Genomic DNA, 19,480 nt, shown 5'->3' with positions numbered 1-19,480 from the left:
CGCCTCGCTCAGGCTCGACACTGCGGTGCCGGGTCAGGGAACCGTGACCACAGGATCGACACTGCGGTCCCGGGCCAGAAAGTCGTGACCAGAGACCGATACCGCAGTGCCAGCCGTCCCGGCGTCCCGACCCGCCCGCGACCCGACTGCCCGGCCAGGCCTCCCGACCCGCCCGCGACCTGACTGCCCGGCCAGGCGTCCCGGCCCGTCGCGGCGGCGTACTTCACCGCAACCCGCGCCTCCCGCGTATGGGAGATCGCCGAGCACCCGGCCATCAGCCGGCCGAGCGACTGGCCGTCTGCCGCTGACCGCCAAGACCCACGTCAGGACCGTTGCGGTCCCCCATCTGTGACCCCAAGAGATTCCTAGTTGATCTTGCACAAGCTCCAGAGACACGAGAAAATTAATACAAGTTTTCGAATCTCTTGATGGAGGTGTGATGGATCTGTTCGATATCGATCCTGAGCGCCTTCGTCATTCGAAAGGCCCTGACGACGGCTGGTGGGACCGTCTGATCGCCAGTTCCCCGCTGTGGTCGTCCGACGGCTCATCCGCCCGTGAGCCCTTCCCGGTCATCGGCTTCGAGCCGTCGCAGTACGCGCGCCAGAACGGGAGCACATCCGCCGGCGACCGTGCGCCTGGTAACGGGACATCCGGCCCGAGTGCGGACACCGCTCGCGCGGACACCGCTGGCAGGCTTGCCGACGGCGCAGGGGCCGCCGGTGCAGCTGCCGACGGCGCGGATGCCACGCGTGGGGCTGCCCCTGGTTGGGACGGCACTGGCGCGGATGCCGCCCGTGGGAATGCTGATGGCGCGGACGCCACCCCCACCGATGCCACCGATGCGAATGCCGCTGGCGCGGACGGCCCGGGTGCGGATGGCTCTGGCGCTGGTGCTTCCGATGTGGGTGGCCGTGGTCGGGGTCGTGTGCGGTCGTCGTGGGTGGTGGTGGGGTCTGTTCGTGAGGTGGCGCAGGAGCTGACGCTGGTCCCGCTTCCCGATGATGTGGACGTCTGCCTTGCCGAGGCGGAGGAGTTGCTGTTCGCGCGGGATCGGATCACCTGCGCCCTGGCCGACCGCGTCGGCCGGGTCCATGCCGCTGGGCAGGCCAAACAGCACGGGCATGCCTCCACCAGGTCGTGGTTGCGTACCGCCGGCGGGATGACGGTGGGTGGTGCGGGGCGCCTGCTGATGCTGGGCGCGGAGCTGCCGCGCCTACCGGTGGTGCGGGAGAAGTTCGCCGTGGGTGAGTTGGCGGCGGGGGTGGTGGAGGCCATCTGCGCCGCTGTCGCCGGGCTGACCGATGAGCAGGCCGGGTTGGCGGAGCCGATCCTGGTGGAGCTGGCGGGCAAGGCGGGGGCGGCGGAGGTGGCCAAGGCCGGCCGCCATTTGCGGGCGGTGCTCGACCCCGACGGCGAAGAACGCGATGAGCAGGCCGATTACGGGCGGCGCTTCCTGCGGGTCCGCCCGGGTAAGGGCGGCGGCGTGGAAGGGGAGTTCTACATTCCCCGTGAACCCGGCGCCCGCCTGATGACCCTGTTGCAGGAGTACGCCAAGAAGAAGGCCGACGGCGATGACCGCACGCTGACGGAGCGCCAGGCGGACGCGCTGATCGCCGCGTTGGAGCAGCAGATCGTCACCGAGCTCCTCGTCGTGGTCAGCGCCGAATCCCTCCCCACCGACCCCGAAAACACCGACGATCCATACCGCGCCGACCCGGCCACCGAGGACACCGCCGACCACGTCGAAGACGCGCGGGATGCCGAGGGCTTCGAGGAAGGCCGGGACGACACGAACGACCCTGCACCCGGCCAGGCCGACGACCTCGACAATGCCGAGGCTGAGGCTGAGGCAGATGCCGGTGCGGGGAGCGATGCAGGTGCCGATGGCGCTGCGCACGCCGGTACCGAAAGCGCCGACGACACTGGCGCTACCGCAGCGACCGGCCTCGGTGACGTGCGCGAGGCCGAGGCCGACCCCGCCACCGCCCCTGCCCCCGACTCCGCCCCTGTCACCGACTCCGCCCCTAGCTCCGACAACGCCACGGCCGGACTTCCCGACGAGGAGTCTCGCGCCTGCGGGTTTGGTAGCCGCGGGGCCCGTGAGGGGCGGCCCGGCGAGTGCGAGTCGCACGACACCATGAACGTCGCCTCTGCCGAGGACGACGACACTGCGCCCGTCATGGGCACAGACCGCGACTGTGCCGCGGCTCAGGCTGGAGCAACGCACGCCAGGTGGGGCGCTGCTGACGGTGGCGGGCCTTCGAACGCAGTGCCTTCGGAGGCGGCGCAGCCGGATCCTCCGCCTGAGGACGCCTCCGCACCTCACACCCACGCCGGGCATCGGCCTGCGGGGGACTGCCGGCATGGCCAGGGCGCGTGCCGGTGCGACGGCGAGGCGCGGTGCTCGCATGCGACGCAGGCACCGGGAACGTCGGGGACATCGGGAAGCGGGCGAGAGACGCCTGGGACGGCGCAAGCAGCGTCGCAGGGTGCGTCGCCAGGAGCAGCGCCGGGAGGGGCCGCAGGTACGCTTCCCGGGGCGTTCCTGGGGACAACGCTGGGAGCCTCGTTGGGAATGGTGCCGGGGTTGTTGCTGGCGACCGGGCAGGTACTGCCCATCTCCAGCGTGCACCGCCTCGCCCGCACCTCAACCCTCGTGCGGATCGTCATGAACGCCGAGGGGCAGGTCCTCGATATGGGCCGCAAGGTCCGCCTGGCCACTCCGGCGCAGCGGCGGGCGGTGTTGGCCCGGTATGCCACCTGCTGGATCGACGGCTGCCCGCTTCCGGCGACGATGTGCCAGATCGACCACGCCGACAACTGGAGCAGCGGCGGCCTGACCGACCTGAAGCTGCTGGGTCCGGCCTGCCAGTTCCACAACCGCGACCGATACCAGCACCCCGAGCGCTACACCCGCCGCAAAGAAGGCACCGACCGCTGGGCCTTCACCTACCACCGCCTGGGAACAGCCTGGCGACTACGGGAATGAGGCGGGGAGTGAGGGAAGGAGGGGCGACGCGCGGACAGGCCCGGGCGACTGCGGGAATGACCACCAGGGCCGAGAGCCGACACGAGGGCCGGCACGAGGCGCGAGGCGAGGGTCGCCGGTGCGTGCGCTGTCCGCTGGGCTTCGCGGCGCGCGCAGTGCTCCACGGTGCTCCACGTGCTCACAGGGCTTCGCAGTGCACCGCACGGCTTCCCGATGCGGCCAGGCGGCCGGGGGCCGCGGTCAGGGCTTCGCGATGCGGCCAGGCGGCCGGGGGCCGTGGTCAGGGCGTCGTGACCGCGGACTCGATGCTGCGGTGGCGGGCAGCCCCGTGCGCGAAATCGGGCACACCCAAGGTGCCGCCCACAGCACTGCCCGCGACGCTGCCCAGGGCGCCACCCGAGGCGCTGGAGCCACTGCCGGAGGCGCCGCCCTCGCGCAGGTCGTCAAGGAACCGCTGGTAGGCGTGCGCGACCGCGTAGGCAGGCGCGTCGGCGCGGGGGTCCAGCCCGGGGACGCGGACGTAGGACTCCGGCACCGTCAGGGGGGCGAGCCCCGTGTCCGTCCCACGGCTGCCTTCGATGGTGATCGGGCTGAGCTGGAGGTGGCCGATCGGGGCGGTGACGACGAGGTCGCCCTCGGTGCCGTTGATCTCCCAGCGGAAGTTGGTGCCCCGAGAGACGCCTCCGCGGTAGTGGACGGCGAGCACCGCGCCGCCCGGCAGCCGTCCCGACGCCACCACCTGGTCCGGTGCGGTCATGGGGACGGGCCGTCCGGTCCCGGTGTCCACGGCCGACGTACGGCGGGACGCCAGGTCGATCCGCAGCTCCTCGGGCTCCCCCAGGACGGACGCGAGCCCGTCGAGGGTGTGCGCGAAGGGGATGGTCAGCAGCGTCATGCCGTTGGCGGCGTCGAGCACGTGGTGATCGCCGGGGCCGACGGTCCCGCCCCACGCGCCGCCGGAGCCGACGACCGTCGTGGACAGCACCTCCCCCACGTAGCCATCGGTCACGAGATCCCGCAGGTAGGCCAGGGCCGGGTGCGACCGCGCCTGGAGCCCCACGATGGTCGGCACCGCGCGGTCGCGCGCCTGCCGCGCCATGTCGTCGGCCTCCGCGAGCCCGTTGCCGAGCGGCCACTCGCACAGCACGCTCTTGCCGGCGTCGAGCGCGGTCCGCACCAGCTCCCGATGGTGCGGCACCTTCACCGCCACGACCACGAGGTCCACCTCGTCGCAGGCGGCCAGTTCGGCGGCGGTGCCGAAGGTGCGCGACACCCCGTGCTTGTGCCCGGAGCGCTCCGCCGACTCCTTCGAACTCGTGCTCAGGGCCCTCAGCTCGTAACCGGGGACGGCGCGCAGGGCCGGCAGGTGGGAGCGCTCGGCCCAGCTTCCGTTCGCGGCGAGTCCGATGATCCCTACGCCGATGGGCTTGCCGGACGTGGCCAGCTCGGCGAGGGGTGACGTGGAGGTGTTCATGATGTGCGACCTGTTCTCTCGCTGTCCAGCAGAGTCATGAGGGGTGCGGCATACCGGGTGCCGGCAACCGCGCCGGCAGGGATGGCCTCGTCGATCGCGCGGAGGTCCGTTCCGGTCAGGGCGACGTCGGCCGCGGCCAGGGCCTCCTCGACGCGATGCGGGCGGCGGGCGCCCACGACGGCCACGATGGTGCCGCGCTCGCCGCTTTGGGCGACGACCCAGGCGGTGGCGAGTTGCGCGACGTTGATGCCGTACGCGCCGGCGAGTGGCCGCAGCCGGTCGACGAGGGCGAGGTTCGCGGCGAGATTGCCGGGATGGAAGCGGGGCAGCCATTGGGCGCGCGGGTCGCCTCCGGCGGGCTGCCGGTAGTCGCCGGTGAGCAGGCCGTGCGCGAGCACTCCATAGGCGGTGACGCCGATCCCCAGCTCGCGGCAGGTGTCGAGAATGCCGTTGGTCTCCGGGTCACGGCTGAACAGGGAGTATTCGATCTGCACGTCGCAGATCGGGTGTACGGCGTGGGCACGGCGGATGGTCTCCGGCCCCACCTCGGAGAGCCCGATGTGGCGCACGTACCCGGCCTGGACCAGCCCGGAGATCGCGCCGATCGTGTCCTCGATCGGGGTGTCGGGGGCGAGGCGGGCGGGGCGGTAGATGTCGACGTGGTCGGTCCCGAGGCGGCGCAGCGAGTAGGCGAGCGCGTTCTTGACGTGGGCGGGCCGGCCCTCGATGCCGGCGAAGGCTCCGTCGGGGCCCCACAGAGCGCCGAACTTGACGCTCACGAGCGCCTTGTCGCGGTCACCCGGGCGCAGCGCGCGGCGGATGAGGTCCTCGTTGTGGCCCATGCCGTAGAAGTCGGCCGTGTCGATGAGGGTGACACCGGCGTCGAGGGCCGCGTGGATCGTGGCGACGGCGTCGGCCTCGTCGGCGGGGGCCGTGTGGTCGGACATGCCGGCGCAGCCCAGGGCGATGGGGGCGACCCGAGGGCCGCCGGTTCCAAGAGGTCGGGTGTGCATGGCCCTCCTGCGGGCGGGAGACGTGGAGACGCCGACAGGGCCGCGAGTACGGTGGCCTGTTAGCGTTGATATCTCAACATTAGGCCAGAGGAGTGTTGATATGTCAACATCGAGCGAAGGCGAGCCGGGCCCCGTGGACTTCTGGGTCGCCTTCAAGCGCGCCCACGAGGTCGTCCGGGCCCGCGTGATCGCGGACGCCGCCGAGGCGGCGGGCCTGTCCGAGCCGGACCTGACGATCCTCGTCACCCTCGGCAAGGCGGGCGGCGCCCTGCGTCAGAGCGAGCTCGCCGCTTCGCTCGGCTGGGATCGCACCCGCGTCTCCCATCAGCTCACCCGCATGAGCAGCCGCGGACTCGTCACCCGCGAGCGCGCGGGCGGCGTCATGGTCACCCTTACCGACGCCGGGCGCGCCGCCATCGGCTCCGTGCACCCCGGCCTGGACGCCGCCGTACGGCGCCACTTCACCGACAAGCTCTCCCCGCAGGAGATCGAGACGCTGGCCGCCGTGTTCGACCGGCTGTAGGCCCGAAACGACGCCGACACCGACACCGACACCGACACCGACACTGACACCGATGCCGCCAACCTCATGATCGTTTTCTTGCATACTAAATTCAAGTATTGACCTAAGTGTCGAAGGCGATCATTCTCTGGGGCAGGGCTCGCTCCCTTCACCCCCCGAAGAGGAATCGCCATCATGAGCAAGCGTTCGACGATCCATCCCACGCGACGCGCCCTGACGGCCGTGCTCAGCGCACTGGTCCTGGTCGTGGCCTGCGTCGTCGCGGCGGCGGCCGGGTCCCCGCCGGCCACGGCCGCGCCCGCGCTGCTGTCGCAGGGCAAGACCGCGACGGCCTCGTCCACCGAGAACGCCGGCACTCCGGCGTCGGCCGCCGTCGACGGCGACACCGGCACCCGCTGGTCCAGCGCGTTCAGCGACCCGCAGTGGCTCCAGGTCGACCTCGGCACCACCGCGACGCTGAGCCAGGTCGTCCTCAACTGGGAGGCCGCGTACGCCACGGCGTTCAAGATCCAGGTGTCCGACAACGCCTCCACCTGGACGGACGCCTACTCCACGACCACCGGCACCGGCGGCACGCAGACCCTCGACGTGACCGGCACCGGCCGCTACGTCCGCGTGTACGGCACCGCCCGCGCCACCGCGTACGGCTACTCGCTGTGGGAGTTCCAGGTGTACGGCACGACGTCCGGCACCGCGTGCGGCGCGGCCGACGCCGCCCAGGGCAGGCCGGCGACCGCCTCCTCCACCGAGAACGCCACCACCCCCGCGTGGGCCGCCGTCGACGGCAACGGCGCGACCCGCTGGTCCAGCGCGTTCAGCGACCCGCAGTGGCTCCAGGTCGACCTCGGCTCGGCCAGGACGATCTGCAAGGTCGTCCTGGCCTGGGAGGCCGCGTACGCCACGGCGTTCAAGATCCAGGTGTCCGGCAACGCCTCCACCTGGACCGACGTCTACAGCACGACCACCGGCACCGGCGGCACGCAGACCCTCGACGTCACCGGCACCGGCCGCTACGTCCGCGTGTACGGCACCGCCCGCGCCACCGCGTACGGCTACTCGCTGTGGAGCTTCACCGTGAACACCACGGGCGGCTCGACCGAACCGACGACCGGCCCGACCACCCCGCCCGACGCCTTCTGGGGTGACACCTCGACCATCCCGGCGGCCAAGAACGTCGTCATGGTCAAGATCCTCAACCGGACCAACGGGCAGTATCCCGACTCCCAGGTCTACTGGAGCTACAACGGCCAGGTCCACTCGATCGCCGAGCAGCCCTACTTCGACATGCCGGCCAACACGGCGGGCCGCATGTACTTCTACCTCGGCTCCCCCGACAGCCAGTACTACGACTTCATCGAGTTCACGGTCGGGCCTTCGGTGTTCAACGGCAACACGACCCGGGTGGACGCGTTCGGCCTGAAGCTCGCGATGCGCCTGCACGCCCGCGACGGCTACGACGTGGCGGTCGGCGAGGACTACGCCACCTTCGCCGAGTCGCGGGCGGCGACGTTCCAGCGGTTCATCGACGAGGTGCCGGCCGAGTTCAAGCCGCTGGCCCAGGTGCAGGCGCCGTACCGCATCCCGGCTCCGGGCAGTGCGTCGATCTTCCAGCCCGGCGGGGCGTACGCGAACTACTTCACCGGCTACGCCGCCCAGCAGGGCGTGACGGCGACGACCTCACAGGTCACCGGGTGCGCCGGGCCGCTGTCCGAGGCGCCGCAGATGTGCGCGGCGCTCAACCGGCACGTCGCCGGGCTGTCCGACGCCCAGCAGTCGGACCCGTCGACCTACTACACGGCCGCGCCGGCGAACTACTACGCGAAGTTCTGGCACGACCACGCCATCGGCAAGCTCGCCTACGGCTTCCCCTACGACGACTACGCGGGCCGGTCCTCGTTCATCTCGCACGGCGACCCGCAGTGGCTGCTCGTCGCGGTCGGCTGGTAACGCAGGCAGGAGACGCCATGAGACATCCCCTCACGTTCCGGCGCGGGCTCTCCCTCGTCCTGGCCGCGGTGCTCGCGCTGGTCGCGAGCATCGTCGCCGGGCCCGCGTACGCCGCGCCCGTCCTGCTCTCGCAGGGCAAGACGGCGACGGCCTCGTCCGCCGAGAACGGCGGCACCCCCGCCTCCGCTGCGGTGGACGGCGACGCCGGCACCCGCTGGTCCAGCGCGTTCGCCGACCCGCAGTGGCTCCAGGTCGACCTCGGGACCACGGCGACGCTGAGCCAGGTCGTCCTCGACTGGGAGGCCGCGTACGCCACGGCCTTCAAGATCCAGGTCTCTGCCAACGCCACCACCTGGACCGACGTCTACAGCACGACCACCGGCACCGGCGGCACGCAGACGCTCGACGTGACCGGCTCGGGCCGGTACGTCCGGGTCTACGGCACCGCCCGCGCCACCGGCTGGGGCTACTCGCTGTGGGAGTTCCAGGTCTACGGCACCACCGGCACGTCCTCGGGCTGCACCGCCCCCAACGCCGCGCTGAACCGGCCCGCGACCACCTCGTCCACCGAGAACGCCGGGACGCCCGCGTCCGCGGCGGTGGACGGCGACCCCGGCACCCGCTGGTCCAGTGCCGCCGCCGACCCCCAGTGGCTCCAGGTCGACCTCGGCTCGGCCAGGACGATCTGCAAGGTCGTCCTGACCTGGGAGGCGGCCTACGCCACGGCGTTCAAGATCCAGGTGTCCGGCAACGCCACCACCTGGACCGACGTCTACAGCACCACCAGCGGCACCGGCGGCACGCAGACACTCGACGTCAACGCCACCGGCCGCTACGTCCGCGTGTACGGCACCGCCCGCGCCACCGGCTGGGGCTACTCGCTGTGGGAGTTCGCCGTCCACGCCGACGGCGGCGGCCCCACCGACCCCCCGCCGACCGACCCGCCACCGACGGGCACGCCGATTTCGGCGTACAAGCAGGTCACGGCGTCGTCCTGGGAGGGCGGCAACGCCCCGGCGGCGGCGCTCGACGGGCGGACGACGACCCGCTGGTCGAGTGAGTACTCCGACGACCAGTGGCTGCGGGTGGACCTCGGCGGGGCCGGGCACATCACCGGCGTCACGCTCAACTGGGAGTCCGCGTACGCCACCGGCTATCGGATCGAGGTGTCGGCCAACGGCACGTCATGGGCGCCGATCTACACCACGACCAGCGGCAAGGGCGGCGTCGAGAACCTGGGCGTCACCGGCGACGGCCGCTACGTCCGCTTCGTCGGCACGGCGCGGGCGACGGGCTACGGCTACTCGCTGTGGGAGTTCCAGGTCTTCGGCACCGTGGACACGGCGGCCACGACCGCTCCCCTGCTGTCCCCGCCTGCCAAGGCCCCGGCGGCCACCGGGCAGTTCGCGCTGTCGGCCCCCGCCGACAAGGCCATGATCACCGACACCCGGCGGCCGGCGTTCTCCTGGGCGGCCGTCTCCGGCGCGGTGCGCTACGAGGTCTGGCTCAACGTCAGCCGCACCGACTACGACTTCACCGCCTCGGGCAACCTCGTCGACCTCTACACCAAGGTCGCCGAGCCGACCGGCACGAGCTACACGCCCACCTGGGACATCCCCGACCGCTGGACGTACAAGTGGTACGTCGTCGCGGTGAGCGGCTCGGGCGCCAGGACGACCTCGAACATCCGCACCTTCAGCCTCTATCTGCCCGACATCGAGCAGGTCGCCGACGGCGTCCCGATCGTCCAGGGCGCCCGCGACCTCAACAAGAACGGCACGATCGAGCCGTACGAGAACTGGCGGCTGCCGATCGAAACCCGCGTCAACGACCTTCTCGGCAGGATGACCTCCGAGGAGAAGGCGTACCAGATGTTCTACAACGCCCAGACCTACGCGCTGTCGGGGTGGCACTTCGGCCCGGCGCTGCCGAACGACCTGCACGCCGTGCTGCTGTCCGCGTCCGGGACCCGGCTCGGCATCCCGCCCGTCTCGGCGGGCGACACCATCGCCGGATATCAGACCACCTATCCGCTGCAGAGCACGCTCGCGGCGGGCAAGGACTACGCGCTCGACTACAAGCTCGGCGACATGCAGCGCCGTGAGGAGCTGGAGGTCGGGGCGCGCGGCGTGCTCGGCCCGCTGGCCGAGGTCGGCACCAAGGTCCTCTACCCCCGCATCCAGGAGGGCAACGGCGAGAACGCCGACGTCGCGGCGGCCCAGGTCCGCGCGCTGGTGGCGGGGCTGCAGGGCGGCCCCGAGCTCAACCCCGCCTCGGTGCTGGCGACCGTCAAGCACTGGCCGGGCGAGGGCGCGGGCGGCGAGGCCGGCATCACCTACGACGCGGTGACGATCAAATATCACATGATCCCGTTCAGGGCCGCGATGGAGGCCGGAGCGGTCAACATCATGCCGGGCTACGCCGGGAGCTCCTACCTCGACCCGGGCGGGTCGGGCGCGGGCGACAGCAAGCCGATCCTCGACTACCTGCGCGACAACCTCGGCTACACCGGTCTCATCACGACCGACTGGCTGCCGTCCTCGGTCTGGGTCAAGGCCGCGAACGCCGGCTCCGACGTGATGGGCGGGGCCGACCCCGGAGCCACCGGTTTCACGATGGCGACGTTCCTCGCGAACGTGCCCGTGGCGCGGATCAACGACGCGGTGACCCGGATCCTGCGCCTCAAGTTCACGCTCGGCGTGTTCGAGCGCCCGTACGGCGACCCGGTGAACGGGCCCTACCGCTTCCACCAGCCGTCGTACGTCGCACTCGCCAACCAGGCCGCCCGGGAGTCCGACACCCTGCTCAAGAACAACGGCGTGCTGCCGCTGAAGCTCAAGGCGGGCGACAACATCGTGGTCGCCGGTCCGCGGGCCACCGACGGCACGGCCTGCTGCATCTGGACGAGCTACTTCCACGAGGAGTACGGCTCGAAGACCCTGCTGGACGCGGTGAAGGCGCGGGCGGCCACCGAGGGCGTCAACGTCTATCAGGACACCGGGCCCTCGCCCAAGCTGGCGATCGTGGCCGTCGGCGAGCCGACCTACACGCACGCCACCGCCTGGGTGAAGGAGCAACCCCAGCTCCCCGCCGACCAGCTGGCCGTCATCCAGAACTTCAAGAACCAGGGCGTTCCGGTGGTCGTGGTGCTGACCCTCCCCCGGCCCATCGTCATCAGCGAGTGGAACGGCCTGGCCGACGCCATCGTGGTGACGTACCGGGGCGGTGAGGAGGTCGGCCCGGCCACGGCGAGCCTCCTGTTCGGCGACTACACGCCGCGCGGACGCCTGCCGTGGCAGCTGCCGCGCAGCCTCGACCAGGTCCTCAAGCCGGGCGGCGGCGACGTGCTCGCCGACGCCGTCGAAGACTGGAACCTCCCCTACGACCTGGGCGCGACCGCCGCCCAGCGTGCGGAGATCCGGGCCCGCATCGACGCGGGCCAGACCGTCCCCACCACCTACGGCAACCCCCTCTATCCCTACGGAGCCGGCCTGCAGGGCTGGTCGTGACGCCGGTCTCAGACTGATCTCAGACTGATCTCAGACTGATCTCAGACTGAGGTCGGCAGCGGCCCGCCGTGCCAGGTCATCGCGTCACCGAAGGCGGCGAGGAGATCCACCTCGCCGCCTTCGGCATCGGCGTAGGCGCGGTGCAGGTTGAGCACGAGGCGCTCGGCGTCCGCCCACCCGGCGAACTCGCCGAGGTCGGCCTCCTGCGCGGCGGCCAACGGGGTGAGGCCCTTCGCCCGTCCCGCGCGGGCGGTGTCGAGGACGAAGCGGTAGTAGCGCTCGTGCACGGCCAGCACCTCTGGCAGCTCGGCGGCGGTGGCGAGCGGGCCGTGCCCCGGCACGACGTGCTCCGGCTCGAAGGACGCCAGCCAGTCGAGCGACCGCAGCGCCCCCTCGACCGACCCCATCAGCACCATCGGGGTCAGCCCGTTGAACAGCAGGTCTCCCGCGAACAGCACCCGTTCACCGGGAAGCCACGCCACCACGTCTCCGGGGGTGTGGGCGGCGTGCCCGGGGTGCCGCAACTCGACGCGGTGCGCCCCCACATGCACGGTCAGCTCGGAGGCGAAGACCACCGACGGCGGGCGGCGCGTCACCTGTCCCCAGTCGGGCACCGGCGCCCACACCGGCGGGCAGCCGTCGATGATCGGATCGATCAGCAACGCCTCTCTCATCGCCGCGTGCCCGAAGACGACCGTGTCGTCCGGGAGCAGGCTGTTTCCGTAGCAGTGGTCCCCGTGCTGGTGGGTGTTCACCGCCATCCTGACCGGGGCGCCGCCCGTCGCCTCGGCGACCGCGCCGAGAAACCGCCGGGTGCGCGCCTCGGTCGCGCAGGTGTCGACGATCAGCACGCCGTCGTCGCCCGCCACCGCTCCGGCGTTGTTCACCCACCATGTGCCGTCCGGCTGCACCCAGGCGAAGATCCCTGCCCCGATCTCGTGCAGCCCCGCCCCGTGCAATCCCGCCCCGTGCAATCCCGCCCCGCCGGCCCTCTCCACCACGCTCACGATTCCTCTCATCGGGTCCCCGTCGAGCGGGACCCTACCGGGCAGGGCCCCGCGATCCGCCGCGGGGCCCTGCGCCGGTCAGTTCGGCGCGCGGATCCGGTCGGCGGCGTCGGCCGCGTAGTCGCGGCCTGCTCGACGCCCTCATCCGTCAGCCGGTCAGGAAGACCTGACGCTCCGCGGCCCGGTCGTCGAACGCCTCCAGCCGGGTCTGTCCCTCGGCGGCGAGGGTGTCCAGCATCGTGTGCAGCAGGGCGGTGCACAGGACCGTCGGGCCCGCGTGGGAGTCGAACGCGAAGCCCGAGCTCACCGGGGCGAGCAGGACCTCGTCCGCGAGGTCGGTGAGCCGGCCCACCGGCTGGTCGGTGACGAGGGCGACCTTCAGCCGCACCCGCCGCGCCCAGGCGAGGCCCTGCTCCAGCTCACGCGGATAGCGTGGCAGGCCGATGGCGAGCACCCACTCGGCGCCCGACTCCGCCGCCCTGCTCAGCCGGTCTTCCATGATCGAGCCCGGCACGTCCAGTACGCGTACGTCGGGGAGCACCTTCTCGGCGAGATAGCCGAACAGGTGCGCCAGCGGCGCGGAGATCCGCAGGCCCATGACCAGAAGCGGGCTCGACTCCGCCAGTCGGCCCGCCACCCGCCGGAGCTGCCCGGGGTCGGCCAGGCCGTCGCGCAGCCGTTCGAGGTCGCGGATCTCGGAGTTGACCAGTTCCTGGATCTCGTTGTGGCGGTCGTCCGTCGCGGCCGGCGGCCGGTCGCCGAACACGGACGTGCGCAGCGCCTCCCGGAACTCCGGGAATCCGCGGAACCCGAGCGCGGCGGCGAAGCGGGTGACCGACGGCTGGCTGACTCCGGCGCGCTCGGCGAGGTCCGCGCTGGTGAAGAAGACGGCCTCCTGCGCGTTGTCCAGCAGATAACGGGCGATCCGGCGTTGGGACGGCGAGAGTCGGTGGCCGTCGAAGAGCGCGCGCAGGTTCGCGACGATCCGGGCGGCGTCCAGCACGGCGAGCGACCGGCCGGGCTCCGGGGCGTGCCTCATCCTGGAACACTTCCCTTCTTCGCGAAGTGACGGACACCGTGACGGACACCGTGACGGACACCGTGACGGACACGGTGACGGACACCGTGACGGACACAGCCCGCGGCCGGTCGCCTCACTCGTGAATCGCGAAGCGCCCGCCGGACGTAACGCCGCCGGGCGGCCCCCCGGTGGGGACCGCCCGGCTTACGTCACGTCGTGCTGTCGGTCAGTTCTTCGGGCCGTTGCCGTTGAACCTCGTCTTGCACTCCTGCAGCCGCACGTCGACCTGCTCGCCCCGGTCGACGGTCACGTGCACCGTCTCGAGGACCTCGCCCGACGGGCGGGCGCAGGTGAGCGTCCAGCTCTCCTTGATGAAGTTGCCCGGCCCGGTGGCGACGACGCCCGACTCGGTGTAGGCCGGAGCCGGCCGTACGGACGGGTTGACGTGCCAGGAGAACTTGCCGTTGGTGGGCGCGACCAGCGTCGACTCCAGGTGGGTGGGCACCCTCTGGGGCGCGCCGAGGACGTTGTTCGCCTGGACGATCGGGGCGGTCCACAGGTCGAAGTCCTTGGTGATCTTCAGGACCGCGCCCTTCGGCGCCTTGCCGGTGATGACGGAGTGCCCGGCCGGGTCGGCCGCGTACTCCAGGGCCACCATGAACGCCTCGCGGTTCGACGTGCCCTCGTAGCGCCCGGTGCCCGTGTAGTCCTCGATCACCTCGGAGTAGGTGTTGTTGGTCGACTGGGTCTTCATGATCTCGAAGGTGAACCCGAGGCCGCGGGTCGCGTAGTAGGACCAGTCGGGGGTCTCGCCGGTCGTCTCGTAGTCGAAGCCCGACTTCATGCCCGTGTAGCCGTTCTTGGCCGTGATCGCGTCGGTCAGCGCGGCGTAGACGGCCTCGTCCGGGGCGTCGCCCGCGCGCTTCTCCAGCGGCGGACGGAGCACGGTGTGACCGGAGGTGTGGTTCGTGATCAGGACCGTTACCTGGTTGTTCGTGGTCAGGTCCATGATGTTCTGCACTTCGGGCTCGGAGCCGGGCCCCGGGCCGCGGTTGGTCATGTTGGAACCGGCGTTGCTGCCCCAGCCGAAGGGGTAGTTGCGGTTGATGTCGACCCCGGCGTTGCTCGCGCACGTCGGGGACACGCCGCAGCTCGTACGCCGGTTGATGACGAACCCGTCGACGTTGACGACCGGGACGAAGATGACCCGCGCCTTGTCGAGCAGACGGGTGATCCGGGGGTCCTTGCCGTCGTTGCCGATGAGGTCGTAGGCGAACTCCAGCGTGTGCTCGCCGGAGGGCCATTCGTTGCCGTGGTGGACGCCCATCATCAGCAGGACCGGCTTGCCGTCGGCGGCGTCGACGTCGTGGGTGACCTCGATGCCGTACACATCCCGGCCCTGGCGGGTCTTGTGCGGCAGCGTGATGTGCTTGACGAGGCCGGGATGCCCGGCGCTCAGCGCCAGCATCTCGTTGTTGTAGTCGTCGATCGTCCGGTAGGTCGTCCGTCCGCTCGGCACGCTCGGCGCCTGCTGCTGGACGATCGCCGGGGAGTCCGCGGTGGCCGCGACGTCGGCGCCGGCGGCCGGAATTCCGAGACCGCCCAGAAAACCGACGCCCAGCGCCAGCGTGAGAACGCGTTTCCCGAGGGGGGAACGCTTTTCGGGGACAGAGGCAGTGGAGGGGGACGTGCCTCCTGAAGACATGCTGAACCTTTCTCAGCCGCGGACGAGCGGGAAACGAAAACGCATCCTTTTCTCCGGGCCGTCTTTCGGCAGTACGCGGCTCCCCCCGAACAGCCGCTGACTGTAAAGTTTCAGTAAGTCTGCGGGGTGAATGGGAGCATGTCAACCACTGATCGCCGGCCTTCTGTGCACATACCGAAAAGGCGTCGGTGATTTTCCGCACCCACATGTGACGCCCTATGTGCGGACAGACCGGCGGACAGACCGGCGGACAGACCGCGTCGGAGAGCCGGCCTCCGCGGAGGGCGGTGCGGGCGGGACAGCGGCCGCCGCCGCACGATCCGGCGCCCGCCCGCCGGACAGTCTGAGCATCCCGATTCTCCGACCCGCGAGGGTGAAAGTTTCAGCGCGGACGTGCCACTCCGGATCACCCTTCACTCTCGGCAAACGACGGCGTACATGCCTTTGTCAAGGTCGTCCCGGGAGCTTCCGGCGATTCTGACAAGACGGAGTATCAGATGTTCGTTGACTGGTCACCTGAGATTCACCTATTGTTCCCCGCGGGATCCCGAAACTTTCTTTTCTTGTCCGAAAGTTTCAGGCACGCCTGTCCGGAGAAGCGGGGCGCTGCCCCGCCCACCCCGGCGGCGACTCGGGAGGAACGAACATGGTGGCGCGGCTCGTCCTGTTCGCGATCGACATCTGCGCGGTGGTGTTGCTCGTCTTCGGGCTCTATTTCCCACGGCACCGCCGGCGGGATCTGGTCGTCTCCTACCTCGGGGTCAACGTCGGCGTCCTCGCCGTCGCGAGCGCGCTGAGCTCCAGCAACGTCGGCGCCGGGCTCGGGCTGGGAATGGCGTTGTTCGGTGTGCTCTCCATCATCCGCCTGCGCTCGACCGAGCTCGACCAGCACGAGGTCGCCTACTATTTCTCGGCCCTCGCCCTGGGCATCCTCGGCGCGGTGAGCACCTCCTCGGTGTGGCTCGGCGCCGGCATGATGGCGCTCATCGTCGCGGTGATGTTCCTCGGCGACCACCGGCGGCTGTTCCGGAACTACCGGCACCAGATCCTGGTGCTCGAATCGGCCTTCACCGACCAGGTCGCGCTCGTCGCGCACCTGGAGCAACTCCTCGACGCCCGGGTGCACGCCGTCACCGTCCAGCGGCTCGACCTGGTCAACGAGACCACCGTGGTCGACGTACGGTACGCGCTCGCCAACCGGGCGCCGGCCACCGAACCCGAGGCGCCCGCGTCCGCCGGAGCGCGCCGATGACCATGACGCCCATCGGGCCGGCCCTGGCACGACTGACCCCCGTCGGGCTCGACGAGCTGGTCGACCGGGCCGCGTTGCAGACCAGGGTGGACCGCAAATATCTGGTCCCGGCAGAGGCGCTGCCCCACCTGCTGGAACGGCTCGTGCCGTACGCCCAGGCGCTGGACATCGACGGCGAACGCACCTTCCGCTATCAGTCGGTGTATTTCGACACCCCTCAGCTGGCCAGCTACCACAGCGCGGCCTATCGCAGACGCCGGCGTTTCAAGGTGCGCACCCGCACCTATCTCGACTCGGCCCAGAGCTGGCTGGAAGTCAAGATCAATGGCGCGCGGGGCAGCGTCACCAAGCACCGGCTGCCCTACGACCCGCGCGACTGCGACACGGTGGACCCCGGACGCGACTTCGTGGACGAGGCACTCGCCCGCGAGTCGATGGGGCTCGGCGCCCAGAGCTCCCTCGGCCCGGTCCTGGTGACCGAATATCATCGCGCCACCCTGCTGCTGCCGGAGACCGCGAGCCGGGTCACCCTCGACACCGGGCTCGCCTGGCGGCACGACGACCACGCGCTGCGGCTGCCCGCCCTCGCCGTGGTCGAGACCAAGAGCGCCTCGGCCGCCACGCCGGTCGACCGCCTGCTGTGGCGGGCCGGGTTGCGACCCGCCCGCATCTCCAAGTACGCCACCGGACTGGCCGCGCTCCGCCCCGACCTGCCCGACGCCCCATGGCGGCGGACGCTGCGCCGCCACTTCCACGGCACCGTGTCGCCGATCGACCCGGCGCCGGACATCTCCCACCGCCCCGAACAGGAGGCATCGTGCGTCTGACGCTCCGCAGCACCGGCGTCACGGCGGCCCGCCGCGTCACGAGGACGGCGGTCGCCGTGCTCCTCACCGGGCTCGTCACCGGGCTCCTCGCCGGACCCCTCAACGCGTACCCGTCGTCGGCGGGCGCCGGATCGGCCACCAGCACGGCTGCAGCGGCCTCAGCAACGGCGGCGGCAGCAGCGGCGGACGACCTGACCGGCGACATCGCCTTCTCCGTGCCGAGCGGCACCTTCCAGGGGCAGGTCTCGGTGTCGCTGAGCACCGCGGTCGGCGGCGCGCAGATCCGCTACACCACCGACGGAACGCCGCCCACCGCGCAGTCCTCCCTCTACGGCGGCCAGCCGCTGCAGTTCACCCGCACCACCCAGCTGCGCGCACAGGCCTTCGTCGGCGGCACGGCGTCCGGGGAGCCCGGAACGGCCCTGTACGTCGCCACCGCCGTCAGCACGGCCCACGACCTGCCGCTGGTCCTGATCGACTCGTACGGCAAGGGCAAGCCCGGCCGGGACTACCTCGACGCCGCCACCATGATCTTCGACCCGGGCAGTGGCGCGACGACGTCGCTGACGGCGGCTCCGGCCGTCGCCACCCGCGCCGGCTTCCACCTGCGGGGACAGTCGTCGGCCTCGTTCGAGAAGGCGCCCTATCGCCTGGAGTTCTGGGACAACGACAACGACGACGCCGACTATCCGGTGCTGGGGATGCCCGCCGACTCCGACTGGGTGCTGCGCGGGCCGTTCCCCGACAAGTCGCTGATCCGCGAGGCCCTGGTCTATGACCTCGGCAAGGAGATGGGGCTGCACGTCCCCCGATATCGGTTCGTGGAGTTCTACCTCAACACCGACTCCGGCCCGGTGGGCGCCGACGACTACATGGGCGTCTACATGCTCGTCGAGACGATCAAGGATTCGAAGAACCGCCTCGACCTCAAGCAGCTCGACGAGGACGACACGACCCTTCCCAAGATCACAGGCGGGTACATCTGGAAGTTCGAGTGGATGGCCGCGGAGGAGCCGACGCTGCCGTGCAGCGGATCGACGGCCACCTGCTGGAGCTACCTCGAAGTTGTCGACCCCTCGCCGCTGCAGCCGCAGCAGAAAGAGTGGCTGCGGGGCTACATCCAGGAGTTCCACAACGTGCTGCACTCGCAGAACTTCGCCGACCCGGACACCGGCTATCGGGCGTACATCGACGTGGGCTCCTTCATCGACCAGATGATCATCTATGAGCTGAGCCGGAACATGGACGCCTACTATCGCAGCGCCTACTTCTACAAGGACCGGGACACCAAGATCTTCGCCGGGCCGCTGTGGGACTACGACCTCACGTTCGGCGTGGGCGGGTTCTTCCAGAACGACCAGACCTCGGGCTGGCAGTATCAGCAGCCCCGGCAGCCGATCGCCTTCGACTGGTTCACCCAGCTCATGCGGGATCCGGCCTTCGTCGACCAGGTCAAGGCGCGCTGGCAGGCGCTGCGCCGCGGCGTGCTGTCCGACGCCGCGCTGCAGAGCAGGATGGACGCTCTCGCCCAGCCGCTGACCAACGCCGCGCAGCGCAACTTCCAGCGCTGGCCGAACCTCACGACGCGCACGATCGGCTTCTTCAACACCCCGACCGCGTCCACATGGCAGGGTCAGGTGCAGTATCTGCGCGACTGGACGCTGCGCCGCGCGGCCTGGCTGGACTCGACGGCCGCATGGGGCGGGGCCATCTCGTCGCCCAGCCCGTCGCCCAGCCCGTCGCCCAGCCCGTCGCCCAGCCCCAGCGCATCGCCGAGCCGTTCGCCCAGCCCCTCTCCCAGCCCCTCTCCCAGCCCCTCTCCCAGTCCGTCGCCCAGCCCCTCTCCCAGCCCCAGCCCATCGCCGAGCCCCTCGCCGTCCGGCGGGGTGTCCGGCGCCTGCTCGGCGGCGGTTCGGATGGTGAACTCCTGGCCCGGCGGCTTCCAGGGTGAGGTCACGGTGGGCGCGGGCAACGCGGCGATCAACGGCTGGACCGTGAAGTGGACCTGGCCCGGCGGACAGACCATCACCCAGCTGTGGGGAGGCCTGAACTCCGGCTCCGGCTCGGCGGTGACGGTGCGCAACGAGTCGTGGAACGGCTCGCTCGCGGCCAATGCGACCACGACCTTCGGCTTCCTCGGCAACGGTTCGGCCGCCACACCGACGGCCACCTGCACCAGCCCGTGACCTGAAGGCATCCGGCGAGGTCCC

12 protein-coding genes are annotated in these 19,480 nt (G+C 70.9%); 7 read left to right on the top strand and 5 right to left on the bottom strand.

What is annotated here, in order from left to right; translation table 11 throughout:
* Positions 1-439 precede the first annotated feature (439 nt).
* A complete protein-coding gene (locus tag FLX08_RS26885) occupies positions 440-2,992 on the top strand; it encodes an HNH endonuclease signature motif containing protein (protein WP_142622630.1) in 2,553 nt (850 codons plus the stop codon).
* A gap of 280 nt (positions 2,993-3,272) precedes the next feature.
* Here FLX08_RS26885 and FLX08_RS26880 read toward each other — a convergent pair whose 3' ends face one another.
* Together FLX08_RS26880 and FLX08_RS26875 are read right to left on the bottom strand one after the other, a co-directional pair.
* On the bottom strand, positions 3,273-4,466 hold the full coding sequence (locus FLX08_RS26880) for a Gfo/Idh/MocA family protein (RefSeq protein WP_142622628.1): 1,194 nt from the start codon (positions 4,464-4,466) through the stop codon (positions 3,273-3,275).
* Positions 4,463-5,479 carry an aldo/keto reductase gene (locus tag FLX08_RS26875; protein WP_142622626.1) on the bottom strand — a complete coding sequence of 339 codons (1,017 nt, stop codon included), beginning with the start codon at positions 5,477-5,479 and terminating at the stop codon, positions 4,463-4,465. The genes FLX08_RS26880 and FLX08_RS26875 overlap by 4 nt, the downstream gene beginning before the upstream one ends.
* A gap of 100 nt (positions 5,480-5,579) precedes the next feature.
* On the opposite strand from FLX08_RS26875, the gene FLX08_RS26870 reads away from it, so the two are divergent.
* The 3 genes from FLX08_RS26870 (at position 5,580) to FLX08_RS26860 (ending at position 11,458) form a co-directional block, all read left to right on the top strand.
* On the top strand, positions 5,580-6,002 hold the full coding sequence (locus FLX08_RS26870; RefSeq protein WP_142622624.1) for a MarR family winged helix-turn-helix transcriptional regulator: 423 nt from the start codon (positions 5,580-5,582) through the stop codon (positions 6,000-6,002).
* A 174-nt stretch (positions 6,003-6,176) separates the two neighbouring features.
* Positions 6,177-7,949 carry a discoidin domain-containing protein gene (locus tag FLX08_RS26865; protein ID WP_142622622.1) on the top strand — a complete coding sequence of 591 codons (1,773 nt, stop codon included), beginning with the start codon at positions 6,177-6,179 and terminating at the stop codon, positions 7,947-7,949.
* Positions 7,950-7,966: 17 nt separating this feature from the next.
* Positions 7,967-11,458 carry a discoidin domain-containing protein gene (locus tag FLX08_RS26860; protein WP_142622620.1) on the top strand — a complete coding sequence of 1,164 codons (3,492 nt, stop codon included), beginning with the start codon at positions 7,967-7,969 and terminating at the stop codon, positions 11,456-11,458.
* A gap of 41 nt (positions 11,459-11,499) precedes the next feature.
* On the opposite strand, the gene FLX08_RS26855 is transcribed toward FLX08_RS26860, so the two are convergent.
* From FLX08_RS26855 to FLX08_RS26845, 3 genes are all read right to left on the bottom strand, one after another.
* Complete coding sequence (locus tag FLX08_RS26855) at positions 11,500-12,459, bottom strand: MBL fold metallo-hydrolase (RefSeq protein ID WP_425280643.1); 960 nt, start codon at positions 12,457-12,459, stop codon at positions 11,500-11,502.
* Positions 12,460-12,613: 154 nt separating this feature from the next.
* Complete coding sequence (locus FLX08_RS26850) at positions 12,614-13,504, bottom strand: MurR/RpiR family transcriptional regulator (RefSeq protein ID WP_142622616.1); 891 nt, start codon at positions 13,502-13,504, stop codon at positions 12,614-12,616.
* 208 nt (positions 13,505-13,712) lie between these two features.
* Complete coding sequence (locus tag FLX08_RS26845; protein ID WP_142622614.1) at positions 13,713-15,191, bottom strand: M14 family zinc carboxypeptidase; 1,479 nt, start codon at positions 15,189-15,191, stop codon at positions 13,713-13,715.
* 646 nt (positions 15,192-15,837) lie between these two features.
* Between FLX08_RS26845 and FLX08_RS26840 the strand changes: the two genes are divergently transcribed.
* The 3 genes from FLX08_RS26840 to FLX08_RS26830 are packed head-to-tail and all read left to right on the top strand — an operon-like array spanning position 15,838 to position 19,456.
* Positions 15,838-16,443 carry a DUF4956 domain-containing protein gene (locus FLX08_RS26840; RefSeq protein WP_244312906.1) on the top strand — a complete coding sequence of 202 codons (606 nt, stop codon included), beginning with the start codon at positions 15,838-15,840 and terminating at the stop codon, positions 16,441-16,443.
* Positions 16,440-17,270 (top strand): polyphosphate polymerase domain-containing protein, encoded by an 831-nt coding sequence (locus FLX08_RS26835; protein WP_208761677.1) that lies wholly within the window; start codon positions 16,440-16,442, stop codon positions 17,268-17,270. The genes FLX08_RS26840 and FLX08_RS26835 overlap by 4 nt, the downstream gene beginning before the upstream one ends.
* On the top strand, positions 17,261-19,456 hold the full coding sequence (locus tag FLX08_RS26830; protein ID WP_142622612.1) for a CotH kinase family protein: 2,196 nt from the start codon (positions 17,261-17,263) through the stop codon (positions 19,454-19,456). The genes FLX08_RS26835 and FLX08_RS26830 overlap by 10 nt, the downstream gene beginning before the upstream one ends.
* Positions 19,457-19,480: the final 24 nt, after the last annotated feature.

Origin of the sequence: Microbispora hainanensis (assembly GCF_006874475.1) — a bacterium.
Lineage (GTDB): Bacteria > Actinomycetota > Actinomycetes > Streptosporangiales > Streptosporangiaceae > Microbispora > Microbispora hainanensis.
Note: the sequence above shows the minus strand (reverse complement) of the source record. Positions and strands in the feature narration are given on the sequence as shown.